This is a genomic window from Streptosporangium saharense, from assembly GCF_014203715.1.
Taxonomy (GTDB): domain Bacteria; phylum Actinomycetota; class Actinomycetes; order Streptosporangiales; family Streptosporangiaceae; genus Streptosporangium; species Streptosporangium saharense.
In genome coordinates this window covers 495,949-513,387 of record NZ_JACHJP010000005.1, presented here as the reverse complement: position 1 = coordinate 513,387, position 17,439 = coordinate 495,949, and the positions used below count along the sequence as shown (strand labels likewise).

Genomic DNA, 17,439 nt, shown 5'->3' with positions numbered 1-17,439 from the left:
CGCGAAACCGGTCACGCGACCTCCCGCGCGGAGCCGAACAGGCGGTTGGCGCGCTCGGTGTCGGCCTCGGTGATGTCGTCCTGCCAGCCGGGACCCCACAGCCGCTCCAGGGCCGCCATGCCCTCCCTGATGCGGCGCTGCTCCCGCAGGGCCTCGGCGATGTAACCGGAGGCGTTGCCCGAGCGCTGCGCCTCGTCGGCGAGGTCGTCGGGAAGGGAGATCGTGATCCGCTTGGTCATACCCAGGAGGGTAATCGCGTCATACTCCCGGCGTCCACGAAGCGGTAATCATCCGGCGTGGCAGGTCACGCGGGAGGCAACGGATCAGTCCACCCGGGGAGATTCCGTACGGCTCCGCTTGACCTCGAAGAAGCCCGGCGTCGCCGAGACCAGCAGCACACCGTCCCAGAGCCGTCCCGCCGCCTCACCGCGCGGCACCGGGCTGACCACGGGGCCGAAGAAGGCGTTGACCTGTCCATCGGGCCCCGGGACGTGGATGGCCGGGGTGCCCAGGTCCTCGCCGACCGGGTCGAGACCGGCCCGGTGGCTCAGCAGGAGGGCCTCGTCGTGGCCGGTGCTCTCCGCGGCCTCGGCGAGGCTCGCGTCGAGTCCGAGTTCGGCCAGTGCCCCGCCGTACAGCTCGGGACCGATCTGGACCTTCTCGTGGTGGATGCGGTCGCCAAAGGCGGTGTAGAGGTCGCGCAGGACCGGCGTGCCGTACTTCTGCTCGGCGGCGACGAGCACCCTGACCGGCCCGAGCGTGTCGGTGAGCCACTCCCGGTACCACCCCTCCAGGTTCTCCCGGCCCTCGTTGAGCAGCCACAGGCTCATCACGTGGAAGCGGACCTCCACGTCACGGACGCGTTCGACCTCCAGCAGCCAGCGTGAGGTATTCCACGCCCACGGGCATTTCGGGTCGAACCACATGTCGGCGACGGTCACGTCGTAACTCCTCGGCTGTTTCCCCGTTGGTCTGATTCATCCAACGACCCCGATTGGCTCCACAGAAGGGCCAATTCCTCACGAATCAAAAGAGCCAATGTAGGGTCGGGCCATGGACCCGCACGTCAGCCTCGACGGCCCCGGTGACCTGGCCTCCCGCATCTACCGGCAGCTCCGCGAGGCGATCCTGGACGGCAGGCTCCGGCCGGGGGAACGCCTGCCGCCCTCGCGGGAGCTGGCCCGCCGTCTCGACGTGTCGCGCAACACGGCCTGCGCCGCCTACGAACGGCTGACGGCCGAGGGTTTCCTCACCGCCCGGGTCGGCGCGGGCACCTTCGTCGCCCCCGAACCCGCCCCCGGTCCCGTACGGCGTGGCGCTCCGGCGGGCCGTGGCGTGCGCCCCCGCCCCTTCTGGGACACCCTCCCCCGCGACGCCGAACCCCCGGGAACCCCTCCCCGCTACGACTTCCGGATCGGCAGGCCCGACGGCGAGCTGTTCCCGCTCGCCACCTGGCGCCGCCTCCTCGCCGCCGAACTGCGCGCCTCGACGGTCAGGACCTCCGGGTACGGCGCGCCCGCGGGCCACCCCGCCCTCCGCGAGGCCGTGGCCCGCCACGTCGGCCTGTCCCGGTCCGTACGCGCCGAGGCCGGGGACGTCCTGATCACCCAGGGCGCCCAGCAGGCCCTCGACCTCGTCGGCCGGGTCCTCGTCGAACCGGGTGACCGGGTGGCCGTCGAGGAGCCCGGCTATCCCCCGGCGCGGCTGCTGTTCGCCTCCCTCGGCGCCCGGGTGAGCGGGGTCCCCGTGGACGAGGAGGGGCTCGTCGTGGCCGCGCTGCCCGCCGACGCCCGGCTGGTCTACGTCACCCCGTCGCACCAGTTCCCACTGGGCACGCCGATGTCCCCGGCGCGGCGGACGGCGCTGCTCGACTGGGCCGTCCGCCACGACGCCGTGATCGTCGAGGACGACTACGACAGCGAGTTCCGCTTCGGTCAGCGTCCCCTCGACCCGCTGCAGAGCCTCGACCGGGACGGCCGGGTCGTCTACGTGGGCACGTTCTCCAAGACGCTGCTGCCGATGCTGCGGCTCGGCTTCCTGGTCGCCCCGGCCTCGTTGCGTACGGCGTTGCGCGCGGCCAGGCGGCTGACCGACTGGCACGGCGACCACGCGGCCCAGGCGGCGCTCGCCCGCTTCATCGACTCCGGTGAGCTGTCACGACATGTCAGGAAAGCGACCCGCGTCTACGGCGAGCGCCGGGATCACATCCTGGCCGGTTTGGACGGCTGGCTCGACCCGGTCCCCTCCTTCGCGGGCCTGCACCTGTGCGTCCACCTCGAAGAACACGCGGAAGAAGTGCTTGAGAGGGCGCGTCTGCTGGGAATCGCCGTCGAGGACCTGACCGCCTACCACGCCGAGGACGAAGGCCGTCCCGGCCTGGTCCTCGGCTACGGCGCCATCCCCGCCGAACGCGTCGCCGAAGGGCTGCGGCTGCTGCGAAGCTGTTTCAGCTAACGGCCGGGATCGACTCGACGAGCGCGACCAGGCCGCGTTCGTCGAGCAGGTCCGCGGGCCGTACGGTCTCGTTGAGCCTGACGTAGTGGAAGGCCGCGCTCACCCGCCCGAGCGGAACCCCCGCCAGGTGCGCCCAGGCCAGCCGATAGGCGGCGAGCTGTACGGCTGCCGCCACCTCGGCCTTCTTGCCCTTCGGGGGCCTGCCGGTCTTCCAGTCGACGACCTCGTAACCGCCGTCCGGTGTCTCGAAGACCGCGTCCATCCGGCCCCTGACCAGCCTGTCGGCGATCATGGTCTCGAAGGGGACCTCGACGTCGAGCGGTTCCCTGCCCGCCCACTCGCTCTCCTCGAACCGCTCGCGCAGCTCGGCGAGCTGGATGTCGGCGGCCTCGTCGGCCTCGCCCGTCTCGTCGGCCGAACCGGGCAGGTCCAGCTCGTCGATCAGCCGCTGCTGACCCCAGCGCGACTCCAGCCAACTGTGGAAGGAGGTGCCCCTGCGGGCCAGCGGGGCGGGCTTCCTCGGCACCGGGCGGCGGATGTGCCGGGCCAGGGCCTTGGGGTCGGAGGCGAGCGTGACCAGGGAGGACACGGTCAGGTGGGTGGGCAGCTCGACCCGGCCAGGACCGCGCCGCCGGTTCAGCTCCCGCTCCCTGAGCAGCAGCTCGATGTCCCGCTCCCAGGCCCTGGCCCGCTCCCTGTCCCACCCGCGCAGCGGCGAGGGAACCTCGATCTCGAACTCGTGGGGGTCGTCGTAGTCGTAGGGGTCGTCGGGGAAGGGCACCTCGTCGTCCTCCACGACGAACGCCTCCTCGGCCGCGACGACCTCGGGCTCCTCTGGCTCCTCGGACAGCGCCGCCAGCGCCGCCCTGACCATGTCCGCCCCGTCCCGTACGGCCTCGTAACGCGCCCCGGCCGGGGTGACTGGCCACTCCGACGCGGCGGGCTCGGCCAGCAGCGGGTTGGTCTCCCCCTCCTCAAGCGGGGGCGCCCAGGTCTCGGCCCGTCCGCAGGTGTCGCGGATCTCCACCAGGAAGTCGGACGGGTCGAGCGGCTTCGACCCACCTCCCCAGCGGTAGCCGGAGGCGATCAGCAGGTAGTGGGCCCGGGTGACGGCGACGTAGGCCAAACGGCGTTCCTCAAGCAGCTCCCGTTCGTAGCAGCGCTCGTCGAACTCCCCGATCTCCTCCTTGGACAGACCGCCGAGCCCGGGCAGGTCGGCGGCGTCGCCCCGCAGCGGGTAGGGCAGCCTGCGCGCGTTCTCCGTCCACCTGGGGCTGACGGTCGGCCTGGCAGGGAAGACCGTGCCGACGGTGAGCGTCCCGCCCTTCGACAGCGCCTGGGACATCCCCGGCACGACGACGACCGGCCATTCGAGCCCCTTGGAGGCGTGGACCGTCATCAGCTTGACGCTGTTGCTCTCGCCGACCCGGCCCGCGTCCAGACCGTTCTCCTCCTCGTCAGCGGCCTTCAGGAACGCCAGGAACGCCCCCAGCGTCGGGTCCTCGGAGTCTCCGGCGAAGCGGGAGGCGGCGTCGAGGAAGGCGTCGAGGTCGGCGCGGGCCGCAAAGACACCGGCCGAGCCCCTGGCCGCGACCTCGATGTCCAGGCCTAGCCTGCGTTCGACCTCGGCGACCAGGTCGGGCAGCGGCTGCCCGGTGTGGGCGCGCAGGACCCTCAGCTCCTGGGCCATGGCCACCAGACGGACCCGGGCCAGCGGCGAGAACGCCTCCTGCCACTCGGGACGCTCCGGCAGCTCGTCGAGGGCGTCCACCAGGCTGCCCCGCTCCTCGGCCATGTCCGCAACGACCTGGTCGAGGGGGTCGGCCACGGCGCCCGGGGCGTCCTCGCGGGTCTCCCTGCTCAGCTCGCGCGCCCGGTCGCCCAGCTCCTTCAGGTCGGCGGGGCCGATCCGCCAGCGCGCCCCGGACAGCAGCCTGACCAGGGCGTCCCCTGCCGTCGGGTCGTAGATCACCCGTAGTGTCGCCACGATGTCCGCCACCTCGGGGACGGTCAGCAGCCCGCCGAGTCCGACGACCTCGACCGGGATGCCGCGCGCCTCAAGGGCCCTGCGCAGCGTGGGGAACTGCGACCGTTTGCGGGCCAGGATCGCCACGTCGTGGGGCTGGAGGCACTGCGGCCCGCCCCAGGCGCTCTGCTTTGCCCGTTTGCGCTCGCCGTCGCCCCACGGCAGCCCGTCGGGGGCGCTCTCGCTGCCCAGCAGCCCGGAGATCTTCGCCGCGATCCAGTCCGCCTCGTCCTCGGCGGTCCCGTGGAAGGCGGTCACGACCCGGCCCCGCTCGACCCGGTTGCCACCGGGCACCAGGACCGGCACCTCACGGGCTTCGAGCCGCAGCGGGATCTGCACCCTCGCCGCCACGTCAAGCACGGCGTCGCCGTTGCGGAAGCTGATCGAGAGACGGCGGATCGGGGCGAGCTCCCCCGAGGCCGTCCTGAAGTCGCGGGGGAAGCGGGTGAGGTTGCCCGAGGAGGCCCCGCGCCAGCCGTAGATCGACTGGCAGGGGTCGCCGACCGCGGTCACCGGGTGCCCGTTGCCGAACAGCGAGCGCAGCAGGACGAGCTGGGCGTGGCTGGTGTCCTGGTACTCGTCGAGCAGGACGACGGCGAACCTGCCCCGCTCGATCTCCCCGACCTCGGGGTGCCGCTCGGCGATCCTGGCCGCCAGCGCCATCTGGTCGCCGTGGTCGACGACCTCGCGGCGGCGCTTGAGCCGTTCGTAGGCCTCCACCAGCGGCAGCAGTTGCTCCCTGGCCCGCTGGGTGGCCAGCGGCCTGCGCTGGAGCTGGGTCGGCGTGCCGGGCAGCCCGCCGTACCGCTCGGTCAGCCAGGTGCCGACCTCCCGCACCTCCTTCGGGGTGCGCAGGTGCTCGGCCATCTCCCCGGCGAGGTCGAGCACCGCCCGCGTGACGGTCGCCGGGCCCCACTCGATCTGCTCCATCGGGCCGTCGTAGCCGCTGACCACCCGTCCGGCGAGCTGCCACGCGACGGCCGGGCTGATCAGGCGCATGGTGGGTTCGAGCGCCTCGCGCAGGGCGTGCTCGGTGACCAGCCTGGCCGCGTAGGCGTGGTAGGTGGAGATCGTCGGCTCGCCCTGCAGCAGCTCGGCGGGCACCTGCTCGGCCGCGACCAGCCCGTTGAGCCGCTCCCGCACCCGTACGGCCAGCTCCCCCGCGGCCTTCCTGGTGAAGGTCAGGCCGAGCACCTGCTCGGGGCGGACCAGGCCGTTGGCGACCAGCCAGACGACACGTCCCGCCATGGTCTCGCTCTTGCCCGAACCCGCCCCGGCGACCACGACCATCGGTTCGAGCCCGGCCTCGATGACCTCGGCCTGCTCCGGCGTCGGCGGGAGGATGCCCAGCTTGGCCGCGAGCTGAACCGGGCTCAGCACACCTGGTCTCCGTTCTTGCTGACCGGGCAGCTCGCCCGCACGGCACACGTACGGCAGCCGTCGTTGACCTTCGCGTGGAAGACGGGGCCGGACATCCCGGCTGCCACGGTGTCCACCATGTCACGTGCCCAGCCCGGATCGGTGTCGTCGGCCAGCGGGATCTGGGCCTGTTCCTTCGCGGCGTTCTTGGTCGCGGCGTCGCCGACCTGCACCAGGGCGGCGCCGCCGGGCTCGGTCATCCCGTGGCGTTCGAAGGCGCCGAGCAGCGCGGCGAGCTGGTAGACCCCGAGCTGGGGGTGGCGTTCGAGGTCGGCCTCCTTGGGGCCGTGCTTGCCGGTCTTGATGTCGATGATCACCGCCCGGCCCTCGCCGTCGCGCTCGACCCGGTCGACCCGTCCCTTGATCTGCACGCCCTCGGAGACCGTGGCGACGAACGACTCCTCAAGGGCGATGAGCTCCCTGGGGTTCTCCCGCTGCCAGCGCAGGAACCGGGAGACCATCTCCTCGGCGACCTTGCGCTGCTTGCGGTTGTACCACGCGCCGCCGAAGTCCAGCTCGTGCCAGACGTCGTCGAGCCGCTTGGCGAGCGCCTCCTCGGCCCCCTCGCCGGTCGCCGCGAGCACCGCCAGGGCGTGAATGACCGTGCCCAGACCCCTGGCGACGTCGGTGCCGCCCGCGCCCACGGAGGTCTCCAGCAGCCAGCGCAGGCCGCACTTGGTGAAGTTCTCCACGGCGGACGGCGAGACCCGCACGATGTCGTCCGGCCAGCGCAGCGGACGCTCGTCGGAGATCTCCGTCAGCGCGTACCACTCGTTGGGGTGCGCGCCCGGCACCCCGGCGGCGGCGAGCCTGGCCAGGTGCGCGGCGGCGGCCCCGCGCAGCGCCTGGGGCCGCGTCGGGTCGGAGACGGCCGAGCGCAGGTCGGCGACCAGCGCGGACATGCTCAGCCAGCGGGAGCGCTCGTCCACGACCGTCTCCCCCGTCTCGCCGGGGGCCAGCTCGGCCAGGAACCTGGAGGGCCGCTCGTCGGCGTCGTCCCCTCCGACGGCGGTGACGACCAGTTTCCTCCTGGCCCTGGTCGCCGCCACGTAGAACAGCCGCCGCTCCTCGGCCAGCATCTGCGAGGCCAGCGCCGCCGCGACGGCCGCGGGGTTCTCGTGCTCGGAACCGGCAGCCTTGGCGACCATCTCGTCGGTGCCCAGCACCGATCCCCGCAGCCGCAGGTCGGGCCAGGCCCCCTCCTGCACCCCGGCGACAACCACGACGTCCCATTCGAGGCCCTTGGAGCGGTGCGCGGTCATGATGCGCACCGCCTCGCTGTCGGGGGCGCGCTCGGCCAGGGAGTCGCCGGGGATCTCCCGTGCGACGAGGTCCTCGACGAACACCTCGACGCCCGCGTGCGGCAGCCGGTCCACGAAGCCCGCCGCGTAGTCGAACAGCGCCACGACCGCGTCGAGGTCACGGTCGGCCATCGTGCCCCTGAACCCGCCCGACAGGCTCGTCTCGCTCCACCGCTCCGCCAGCTCGGTCGCGCTCCAGACGCCCCACAGCACGTCCTCGGCCGTGCCGCCACGCCGTACGACCTCGGCGGCACCCGCGATGAGCCTGGCGAGCCGTTCGGCGGGGAGCGCGACGTGCGGCTCGATCCTGACCAGTTCCCGCGCGTCCTTCAGCGCGGCCACCAGCAGCTCGCCCGAGGAGCGGGGGTCGGTCGCGGGGGCCGGGTCGTCGAGGTCGTGCTCCTCGGGGCTGGTCACGGCCTCGTGCTCGGCGACGCGCAACGCCCTGCGCAGCCGCCGCACCCCGATCATGTCGGTGCCGCCGAGCGCCCCGGTCAGCAGTTCCTCGGCCATCGCCTCGTCCAGGATCTCCGGGTCAAGCGCGACCTGGATCAGCCTGATCAGCGGGCGCACCCCCGGCTCCTGGAACAGCGGCAGCTCACCCGCGCTGACCGCGACCGGCACCCCGGCCGCGACCAGCGCCCTGCGCAGCAGCGGGAGCTGACGGGTCGCCGAACGCACCAGCACCGCCATCCGCGACCACGGGACACCGTCCAGCAGGTGGGCCCTGCGCAGCGTGTCGGCCACCAGCGCCGCCTCCTGCGCCTCGCCGTCGGCGACCACGACGTTGACCTCGCCCGGGTCGGCGTCCGGCAACGGCTTCAGGTCGCGGTGCCCGGCGCCCCCGGGAGGAACCGGCAGGCGGGCCGTCACCCGGCGCGAGGCCTTCAGCAGCTCGGAACCGCTGCGGCGGCAGACCCGCAGCGCGACGACGGGGGCCTTGCCGCCGTCCTTCCTCCTGAACCGGTCGGGGAACTCCATGATCCCGCGCACATCCGCGCCACGGAACCCGTAGATCGACTGGTCGGGGTCGCCGACCACGACCAGGTCACGCCCCTCCCCCGCGAGCTGCCCCAGCAGGAACTCCTGGGAGGGGTCGGTGTCCTGGTACTCGTCCACGAAGACCGCGTCGTAGGCCGAACGCTCGCGCAGCCGTACCTCGGGATCCGTCAACAGCGCCCCGGCGGCCCGGATCAGGTCGGCGTAGTCGAGCACCGGCTCCAGATCGAGGTCGAACCGCGCCTGGTAACGGCCCGCGAACCGGCCCGCCGCCACCCAGTCGGGACGCCCGTGCGCCCGGCCGAGCGCGACCACGTCCTCACCGTCCAGACCGCGTTCCGAGGCACGGGCCAGGAAGTCACGCAGCTCCTGGGCGAACCCCCTGGTCCTGAGCGCCTCCCGCATGTCCTGCGGCCACAGCGGGGCGCCGTCCTCAAGCTCGCCGTGGAGCAGACGGCGGATCTCCAGCAGCTGCTCGGGCGCGGTCAGCACCCGGGGCGCGATGTTTCCTGCCAGTACGGCCTCGCGGCGCAGCAGCGCGTAGGCGTAACTGTGGAAGGTCAGCGCGAGCGGTGTCCTGGTCGTACGGCGCACGCGTGCCGTGATGCGCTCCCGCAACTCCTCGGCGGCCTTGCGGCTGTAGGTCAGGACGAGCACCCGCTCGGGGTCCGTCCCCCTGCGCTCGATCCGGTCGACGACGCTCTCCACGATCGTGGTCGTCTTGCCGCTCCCCGGCCCGGCCAGGACCAGCATCGGGCCGCTCTCATGCGCGACAACCGCCCGCTGGTGCTCGTCGAGCACGGGGGCAACAGCCCTCCCAGCGCCCACACGACGCACCAACCGCCAGCCCTGACCACTCACAACTCGTCATTCCACCAGATCCCGGACGATGATCGTGCCGACTCCGCCCCTCCGGCCCCGTCTCTTCGCTGGGGGCCGTGCCCCGGAACGCGCCCACAGGAAAAGCACTGCCACCGGACTTCGATATCGCGAATGGCGATTCATTCACGATAGGTGTCACCGGTCGTCCACATTTGATACCGGCCTTCCAGGGAAAACGACGTATACCCAACTCGTATATCCCTGTTCACCGTCCTGTTCCAGCCTTACGGTCAGCGGTGAATCCGCAGAGAAGAGAAAGGCCAGGGACATGGGAGACCACTCGGGAAAACCCGCCGAGACCGTACCTCTCAAGCCAGGCGAGCTGACGCCGGAGCAGTCTGACCACTCGACGAAGCCGGGAAAGCACGAGAAGCCGAAGCCCGCCCCGAAGAAATGAGCGATTCCCTGCGCGAGCTACTGCGCGATTCCGATGTGCTGACGGCCGAATGGGAGGCGCCGTTGGAGGCGGCTCCCCGGCGATTGTTCCTGCCCGAGATGATGTGGCCCTCCGTCGAAGGAGAACGCATCGTGGTCTCCCGGGCCGACGACCCCGAGGAATGGCAGCGCTGGGCGGATACGGACGTGCCCATCGTCACCCAGTGGGACGACGGCCATCACACCGGCCCCGAGCGCGGCACGCTGGCGACCAGTTCGAGTTCGATGCCCAGCCTGGTGTTCGACATGCTCACCGAACTGTCGGTGTTCGACGGCGCGAAGGTGCTCGAAATCGGCACCGGAACCGGCTGGTGCGCCGCCCTGCTGTCAGCCCGGCTCGGCGAGGAGAACGTCGTCTCGGTCGAGGTGGACGCGGCGGTCGCCGAGGCCGCGCGCAAGGCCCTGGCGATCGCCGGTTGGCACCCGGAGGTCGTCACCGGTGACGGCCTGCTCGGCCAGCCAGGGCGGGCGCCGTACGACCGGATGCTCGTGACGGCGGGAGTCCGGGAGGTCCCCCGCGCGTGGATCGAGCAGACCCGCCCTGGCGGGGTGATCGTGCTGCCGTGGGGGACCGAATACAGCGGGCAGAACGCCGCCGTCCGCCTGGTCGTCGGCGACGACGGCACCGCGAGTGGCCACTTCGTCGGCGCCACCCGGTTCATGCACATCCGCTCCCAGCGCGGTGAGCGGCCCGACCCCGCCGACTACATCCCCGGTGACACCTGGCCCGACGACACCCGCAGGTCGGGGACAGCCCTCACCGCCGACGTCATGGGCGGGAATGACCCGTTCGCCCCCGTCGAGTTCGCCCTCGGCCTGCTGGTGCCCGGCTGCGTGCATTTCTCCGGCCACGACCCACGCGGCAGATCCGTCATCTGGCTGTACGGCCCGGCCGACCGGTCCTGGGCGATGGCGTTCCTCGACGACAACCCGGCGAGGTCCGAGGTGTTCCAGGGCGGGCCACGCGACCTGTGGAACGAGATCGAGGCCGCCTACCGCTGGTGGAAAACTCAAGGCAGCCCATCCCACGAGGAGTTCGGCCTGACCATCACCCCCACCGGCTTCCAAACCCCCTGGCTCCGCGCCCCCTCGTCCCCGCTCCCCCGCTAGCTTCCAGCCGCCGTCTCCCACAGTGCACTGACCGGAACGGCCAGCATCCGGTCTCCGAAGGAGAAGGTCTGGGCGCCGGTGTGCAGGACCAGTCCGGCGACGAAGTCGGTGCCCACCCGTTCGGCAAGGTGGTGGAGCCCTCTGAAGTCGTCCGGCCGTACGGTTGAGGCTGCCTTGATCTCGACGCCCACGACCTGCCCCTGACGGCTCTCCAGCACGGCGTCCACCTCGACCTTGTCCTTGGTCCGGTAGTGGTACAGGTCGACCAGCGTGTCGGCCCAGGTCGCCTGCCGGGCCAGCTCCATCAGGACGAACCCCTCCAGCAGGGGACCGAACGCGGAACCGGGACGGAGAAGACTGCGCGCGTCGACACCGAGAAGGTTCGCGGCCACCCCCGAGTCGGCGAAGGCGACCTTGGGCGTGTGAATGGCTCGGCTGCTGATGTTCTTCGACCAGGCGGGGATTCGCTTGATCAGGAAGACCTCCTCCAGCAGCGCCAGGAATCTGGCGGTGGTGGTGCCGGGCAACCCGAGCTCTCGGCCCAGCGCCTGAACCACGAGGAGTTGGCCGGATCGAGCCGCCAGCGATCTGATCAACGCGCGCAGTTCCGCGATGCGCTCGATCTCCGACAGCTGCATCACGTCACGGTTGATCAGATCGCCGACGTAGGAGTCGAAGAACCGCTGCCTGCGCCGGGGGTTGGTGCGGGCGACGGCCTCGGGGTAACCACCCCGGACCAGGCGGTCCGCGTAGTCGGCCCTGCTGAGTTGGGAGGTGTGCCGAAGGGCCGGGCCCTGCGTGAAGACCGCGTCGATGAAGCCGTCGGGACGGCCGTCGATCTCGCCCTGCGCGAAGGGCCACAGTTCGATGGTCTCCATCCGCCCGGGCAGCGTGTCCGGCAGACCGCGCAGCGCGAGGAGCCGGGAGGAGCCGGTGAGCAGATATCTGCCGGGCCTCGGGTCGGCGTCGACCTGGGACTTGATGGCGAGAAGCAGTTCCGGAGCGCGCTGGATCTCGTCGATGACCATCGGCCCAGGAAAGTCGACGAAACCACCGGGGTCGCTCAGCGCGGCCTGCAGGGTCAGCGGATCATCGAGGTCACGCCACTCGGTGCCCTCCGCTTTGGCGAGCCGCCGGACCAGTGTGCTCTTGCCCGACTGCCGTGCGCCGTTGACCAGGACGACGCGCGTGTCGGACAGGGCGTCGACGACCGCCTGCTCCGCATGCCGATGGACCAGACGTCCGAGCGGGGTAGCGACCATGCTCCTCATCATGACATGCCGTGGTGAGATAGTCGCTGCCCTGACGGTGAAATAGTCGCTGGGTTGACGGTGAGATGGTCGCTACTTTGGTGGTGAGATAGTCGCTCAGGGGCCGGGACTGCCGGGAGCCTTCCGGAGGTGTTTCGTCCCGGGTTCGCCTTCGGGAAGAGTCGTGGGCTCGTGGCCTGGGATCCGTGTTTTCGCCCTGAAAGACAGGGGGGCGCGCGCCTACCCTGAAGATGTCGAGCTTCAGGAAGGTGCAGGGCTGTGCGTGACCGCAACACCTTAGAACTCCGCCTGGACATGACCATCGGTGAGCGGCTCAGGGTAGCCCGCAGATCCATCGAAGGGCTCACCCAGGAGATCCTGGCCGAGCGTTCCGGTGTCAATGTGCACACCATTCGCAAGCTTGAGCAGAACCAGCGGCAGTCGGCCCGTATTTCCACGATCAACTCCCTCGCCCGTGCGCTTGACCTGGACACGACGGCGCTCCTGCTCGGTGTCGTCCCTGAGGGCGCCAGGGATCCGAAGGTCATGGCGATCCGCCGTGCTCTGATCCCGGCCGCCGACTTCATCCCGTCTGCCGAGGCCGACGCCGAGGACACTCCGCCGGATGTGGCGGCGCTCCGGCGCAGCGTCAGTGACGCGTGGACGATCTATCACGAGGGTGATCTGAGCGCGTTGGGAGAGATCCTCCCCGGCCTGCTGGCCGAGGCTCGCACCGCCGTACGCGAACACACCAACGGCACCGCGCTCCGCGCCCGGGGTGTGCTGTCCAAGACGATGCAGCTCGGCGCGCACGTGATGGCGCGCAACGGCATGGAGGACCTGGCTCTCCTCGCCCTGGACCGGGCGCAGCAGAGCGCGCGGGAGTCGAACGATCCCCTGCTTCCCGCGATGATCGCCAACAGTGTCAGCTGGATCTTCATCCGTACCGGCCGCCTGGACGACTCGCAGAACGTGGCGCTGGCCACCGCTGACAGGGTTGAGCCGAGGTTCCGTACGGCTTCGCCGAACGAGATCGCCGTGTACGGCGGTCTGTTGCTGTCCGGGACGAGCGCGGCGGCGCGCAACGAGCGTTTCGACACGGCCCGCGATCTGTTGGCCGTCGCCCGTGCGGCGGCTCAGCGGAGCGGGGAGGACTCCAGCAATCGCTGGACGTCGGTGTTCGGGCCGACGGCGGTGGCGATGCAGGCGGTGGCGGTGGAGGCCGCAGCCGGTGAGTGGGGTTCCGTTCTGCGGCTCGCGAAGCGGGTCCCGTTGACGGGTCAGGTTCCCGACTCCTGGAAGTCGTGGTTCCTGCTCGATGTCGCGTACGCCCAGGCGCAGACCTATCGGGATTCCGACTCGGTGGAGACACTGCGCGCCCTGCGCGGGGTCGCTCCCGCATGGTTGCGGCAGAGCGGACTGAGCAAGGTCGTCATCCGGGAGTTGCTCGCCCGTCCTCACCGACCACGCGGCATCGTGGCACTGGCTGATTTTGTGGGGGTCGCGCACTAGTTGCGCCGTCTTTGAGCAGTCGCGTGGAGCGGTGAACGATCGGTTCCAGGTAGTCCACGTGGGGGCCTGCCAGGAGTGAGAGGTCGGCGGGGGAGCTCACCAGGGCTGTTTGGTCGAGTTCGGGGAGGCGGTCCTGGGCCTGTTCGGCAGCCGTCATGGCCTCGAAGCGTTCGCGTATCACCCGCTCCGGCTTGGGCGGAGCGAGAAACATCAGGCCGACGCTGCGGTCCTCACCACGGGTGACGACCCACAGGCGCAGGTCCTCGGGCCTCACGTCGATGCCGGTCTCCTCCACCAGTTCCAGTGCGGCGTGCCGACGCAGAGCGGCCTCGTCGAGAGTCCGGTGTGGTTCTGGCGGCTCGGCGGACCCGCCCGGTAGCTGCCATCGCCCCGGAGCGGCCGTGGACGGCGACATTCTCACCGCCAGCACACGTCCGTCATCCGTCGGCTGCACGACGTTCACGAACAGCGACGGCGACCACGCCGTGAGGACCGGGAACCTGCCCAGGGCGTAGTGCCGGTAGGTCACCCGCGCCCAGCGGAGAAGGAGATCGTGCGGCCCCTCCCACTCCGTTCCCACGCACGCCACCGCCGGGCCGTCGAAGAGGGCCGGGTTGGCGCGAACCGCCTCGTCCCACGCCTGGTCCACGGCCTGCCTGTCCTTGGGCGACAGCGGTGGCGCTTCGGTCTCCTCCAGGCGGATCCGGTGAACGTCGAAGAGGTCAACACCCCCGGAGGGCGACGTCTCGATCACCGGCCCATCGTAGGGCGGCCCTACGACACGCCGTCCGGGATTGGGCTGTCGGTATGGTCGCCGATATGCAAATCATCAAGGGTGCAGGTGAGTGGGCACGGCCAGCAGATGGGACCGCCAACGACTGGGTTGAGCAGCTCAGAGTGCCCGATCTGTCCGTCGGGACGTACTGCATCCCCGCGGGCGGCGTTGACACCCAGAGCCCGCACACCGAGGACGAGATCTACGTGGTGACCTCGGGCCGGGCCAGGATCGTGACGCCGGACGGCGAGGCGGAGGTCGGCCCCGGTGCCGTGATCTTCGTCCCGACGGGCGAGGAACACCGCTTCGTCGACATCACCGAGGACCTGACCCTACTGGTCGTCTTCGGCCCGGCCTACGGCTCACGCGCGACTTCCCATGCCTGAACCGTGGAAGCGCTGACCCGCCCCCAGGACCCGGGTCAGGTCTTTTGGAGAGTGAACGGCATGTGAGGGATCACTGATCCAATTCCGTACGGCGGGCCGTCCATCGACCGGGCGAGGAAGCCCGCGCAACCGATCACCAAGCGCTACCCTGGCCACCATTCAACGTCTCATTGCCCGACCAGCCCGAAATGTCCGACTCGGCGAAAGTAATGATTTTCCGCTCCTCCCGCCGACAAACCCGCAGGTCGGCGAGGGTGCTCCCCGCGCGTGCGGGATGGTCCCGGCGCCGGTTCAAGCACCTTTTCCTTTTCAGCGTGCTCCCCGCGCGTGCGGGACAGCCCCAGCCAGGGACACGCGAGAGGCATTAGCCCAACTCGCGTGTCCCCGGTCAAAACCGTACCGCCCCGCGAACCAGCCACCCGGTTCACGGGGACGGAACGTCAGGCGCCGAAGTCAGCGGCGTGATCCTGGGCCCAGGTGGTGAAAGGACGGGCGGGGTGGGTGGTGAGGTGTTCGACGGTGTCGGTGAGGGGGGTTGGGCGGCCGTCGTTGGAGTGCCAGTAGGCGAGGAGGGCGTCGGCGTAGGGGCCGGGGACGTAGGGCGCCATCTCCTGCTTCCACTCCTCGGGGGTGACGTGGTTGACGGTGATCGGGCGGCCGATGACCGTGGAGAGCTGGTCGATCTGCTCGGTGAAGGTGAGGGTCTGCGGGCCGGTCAGGTGGAGGTGTCGGCCCCGGTGGTGGGGGTCGGTGAGCACGGTGAAGGCCACCTCGGCGATGTCGCGCTCGTGGATGGGGTCGGTGTAGGAGCCGGGGTAGGGCAGGTTCACCGGCTGCCCGGCCTTGACCGGCCAGGCCCAGGCGCCCGCGTTGCCGGCGAAGGAGCCGGGGCGCAGGAGCGTGGCGGTGAGGGACGAGTTCAGCAGGGCGGTCTCGACGTCGAGGTGGGACTTGGCCAGCGGGTCGTCGGCGGCGCCGGGGTTCAGGACGCTGGAGGAGGACAGCAGGACCACGTGCTCGACACCCGCGGCGGTGGCGGCGCCGACGAACTCGTCGATGTGGGACGCCTCCGCGTACAGGAAGACCGCGCTGGCACCGTACAGGGCGGCCGGGAAGGTGGCCGGGTCGCCGAGGTTGCAGGTGACGGTTTCGACGCCGTCGGGGACGCGGAGTTCGGCGGGGGTGCTGGAGGCGACGCGCACGGGGTGGGCGGCCCGGTGCAGCAGGGCGAGCAGTTCGGTGGCGACCGCACCGCGGCCTCCGGTGATGAGGATCATGGAAGTGTTCCTTCGATTGGTGTGTGTACAGGTCCCGGACCGTGAAGAGACAGCTCCCGGCCCGGAGTTGAAGGGGCCTGGAAGGCTCAGTGGAGGTCGGCTCCACGGCGAGGAAGCAGCGGGATGCTCGTCGCGCAGGCCACGGTGATGACCAGGGTGAGGATCAGGCAGGGCAGGACGCCGCTGGAGAGGACGTCCGGGGTGGCGGTGGAGAGGTAGACGGTCGACACGATGGCCGAGCCCGCCGCGTTGACGATCTGCTGCACCGCGTTGAGGACTCCGCTGGTGCTGCCGGCCTGGGCGGGGTTCACGTCGCCGAGGGCGACCGTGAACACGGCGCCGAAGCAGCAGCCCATGCCGAGCCCGGCCACCAGCAGGGGAACGGTGATCAGCGGTACCGGGTGATAGTCGGCGCCGATCACGACGGTCATGCCGACGGTGCCCAGGGCGAACAGCAGCACGCCGATGGAGACCACGCTACGGCCGTGGGTGACGACGCGGCCCCTGACCGTGAGGGAGGTGGCGATGATGCCGACGGACACCGGCGCGGTGACCAGGGCGGCGTGGAAGGGGTTCAGGCCCAGGCGTTGCTGCAGGTAGAGCGTCGTCACGTACATGACGCCCGTGACGGTGCCGAAGAACAGCGCGCCGAAGACCAGACCGGCCACGAAGCCACGGTTGGCGAACAGTGACCGTTCCAGCAGGGGCTGCCCGGTGCGTGCCTGCTGCCATCCGAACGCGGCCAGTACGGCGACGCCGACCGCGGTGGCGATGACGGCGCGGTTGGTCCACGTGCTCGCGCCGCCGTCGACCAGTCCGGCGAGGAACAGGCCGAGACCCGCCATCAGGGTCAGGGCCGCGCCGGGGCGGATACGGACCGAGGCGTCGCCGCCGAAGGGCGGGATGACCTTCAGGGCCGCCGCGAGCATCAGGGCGCCGAACAGGACGTTGACGAGGAACACCGAGCGCCAGGACAGGCCGAACGGGTTGGCTTCGATCAGCAGTCCGGCGACGACGGGCCCGCTGATCGAGGAGACCGCGAGCAGGGGTCCGAACAGGCCGAACACCCTGCCCATCGACTCGCGGGGAATGACCCGCATGAGCAGGACGAACCCCTGGGGGATGAGCAGTCCGCCGAAGACGCCCTGTCCTGTACGGCAGGCCACCAGCGCGAACGACGTGGTGGCCACGGCGGTCGCGAGCGAGAACAGGGTGAACCCGGCCAGTCCGATGAGGAACAGCCGGCGGCAGCCGTACCGGTCACCCAGCCTGCCGCCGACGATCATCAGAGAGCCCATCGCGAGCGTGTAGCTCGCGCCGAGCCAGGGGACCAGGGACGACGAGGCGCCGAGGTCTTCCACGATGGTGGGGGCGGCCACGTTGGTGACCGTGGTGCTGAGCAGGTCGAGCACGTCGGCCGCGACCACGAGCAGGAAGACCGCCCAGGCACGCGGGGAGAAGGTTGTGGACATGGCTGAGCACGCTCTCCGCTGAGAGACCTAGACAGCCTTGCTGAGGCTGCCGTGCTGGCCGGATGTCCCGACACGCTCACCGAGGAGCGCTGCACCTTACGGGCGAGAAGCTACCACAAATCACGACATCAGCAATCGCCG

12 protein-coding genes are annotated in these 17,439 nt (G+C 70.7%); 4 read left to right on the top strand and 8 right to left on the bottom strand.

Annotation, left to right across the window (positions count from 1 at the left end; all coding sequences use genetic code 11):
- Positions 1 to 11 precede the first annotated feature (11 nt).
- Positions 12 to 239, bottom strand: coding sequence for a hypothetical protein (locus FHS44_RS25435; protein WP_184718870.1), 228 nt, complete (start codon positions 237 to 239; stop codon positions 12 to 14).
- A gap of 84 nt (positions 240 to 323) precedes the next feature.
- Positions 324 to 926 (bottom strand): DsbA family protein, encoded by a 603-nt coding sequence (locus FHS44_RS25430; protein ID WP_184718985.1) that lies wholly within the window; start codon positions 924 to 926, stop codon positions 324 to 326.
- 127 nt (positions 927 to 1,053) lie between these two features.
- On the opposite strand from FHS44_RS25430, the gene pdxR reads away from it, so the two are divergent.
- Complete coding sequence (gene pdxR / locus FHS44_RS25425) at positions 1,054 to 2,454, top strand: MocR-like pyridoxine biosynthesis transcription factor PdxR (protein WP_184718868.1); 1,401 nt, start codon at positions 1,054 to 1,056, stop codon at positions 2,452 to 2,454.
- On the opposite strand, the gene FHS44_RS25420 is transcribed toward pdxR, so the two are convergent.
- Positions 2,447 to 5,860, bottom strand: a complete 3,414-nt coding sequence (locus FHS44_RS25420) for an ATP-dependent helicase (RefSeq protein ID WP_184718866.1) — start codon at positions 5,858 to 5,860, stop codon at positions 2,447 to 2,449. The genes pdxR and FHS44_RS25420 overlap by 8 nt on opposite strands.
- Entirely contained in the window at positions 5,854 to 9,000 is a 3,147-nt protein-coding gene (locus FHS44_RS25415) for an ATP-dependent helicase (protein ID WP_184718864.1), read from the bottom strand. Before FHS44_RS25415 ends, FHS44_RS25420 begins: the two co-directional genes overlap by 7 nt.
- Positions 9,001 to 9,474: 474 nt before the next feature.
- On the opposite strand from FHS44_RS25415, the gene FHS44_RS25410 reads away from it, so the two are divergent.
- Positions 9,475 to 10,626 (top strand): methyltransferase domain-containing protein, encoded by a 1,152-nt coding sequence (locus FHS44_RS25410; RefSeq protein WP_184718861.1) that lies wholly within the window; start codon positions 9,475 to 9,477, stop codon positions 10,624 to 10,626.
- Here FHS44_RS25410 and FHS44_RS25405 read toward each other — a convergent pair.
- Entirely contained in the window at positions 10,623 to 11,888 is a 1,266-nt protein-coding gene (locus FHS44_RS25405) for an ATP-binding protein (RefSeq protein WP_184718859.1), read from the bottom strand. The two genes, FHS44_RS25410 and FHS44_RS25405, sit on opposite strands and share 4 nt — an antisense overlap.
- Positions 11,889 to 12,155: 267 nt before the next feature.
- Between FHS44_RS25405 and FHS44_RS25400 the strand changes: the two genes are divergently transcribed.
- On the top strand, positions 12,156 to 13,388 hold the full coding sequence (locus tag FHS44_RS25400) for a helix-turn-helix domain-containing protein (RefSeq protein ID WP_184718857.1): 1,233 nt from the start codon (positions 12,156 to 12,158) through the stop codon (positions 13,386 to 13,388).
- On the opposite strand, the gene FHS44_RS40240 is transcribed toward FHS44_RS25400, so the two are convergent.
- Complete coding sequence (locus FHS44_RS40240) at positions 13,309 to 14,142, bottom strand: NUDIX hydrolase (protein ID WP_184718855.1); 834 nt, start codon at positions 14,140 to 14,142, stop codon at positions 13,309 to 13,311. The genes FHS44_RS25400 and FHS44_RS40240 overlap by 80 nt on opposite strands.
- A gap of 143 nt (positions 14,143 to 14,285) precedes the next feature.
- On the opposite strand from FHS44_RS40240, the gene FHS44_RS25390 reads away from it, so the two are divergent.
- Positions 14,286 to 14,549 carry a cupin domain-containing protein gene (locus FHS44_RS25390; RefSeq protein WP_221461235.1) on the top strand — a complete coding sequence of 88 codons (264 nt, stop codon included), beginning with the start codon at positions 14,286 to 14,288 and terminating at the stop codon, positions 14,547 to 14,549.
- Between the two features lie 440 nt (positions 14,550 to 14,989).
- On the opposite strand, the gene FHS44_RS25385 is transcribed toward FHS44_RS25390, so the two are convergent.
- Together FHS44_RS25385 and FHS44_RS25380 are read right to left on the bottom strand one after the other, a co-directional pair.
- Entirely contained in the window at positions 14,990 to 15,826 is an 837-nt protein-coding gene (locus FHS44_RS25385) for an NAD(P)H-binding protein (protein WP_184718851.1), read from the bottom strand.
- A gap of 86 nt (positions 15,827 to 15,912) precedes the next feature.
- Entirely contained in the window at positions 15,913 to 17,298 is a 1,386-nt protein-coding gene (locus FHS44_RS25380; RefSeq protein ID WP_184718849.1) for an MFS transporter, read from the bottom strand.
- Positions 17,299 to 17,439: the final 141 nt, after the last annotated feature.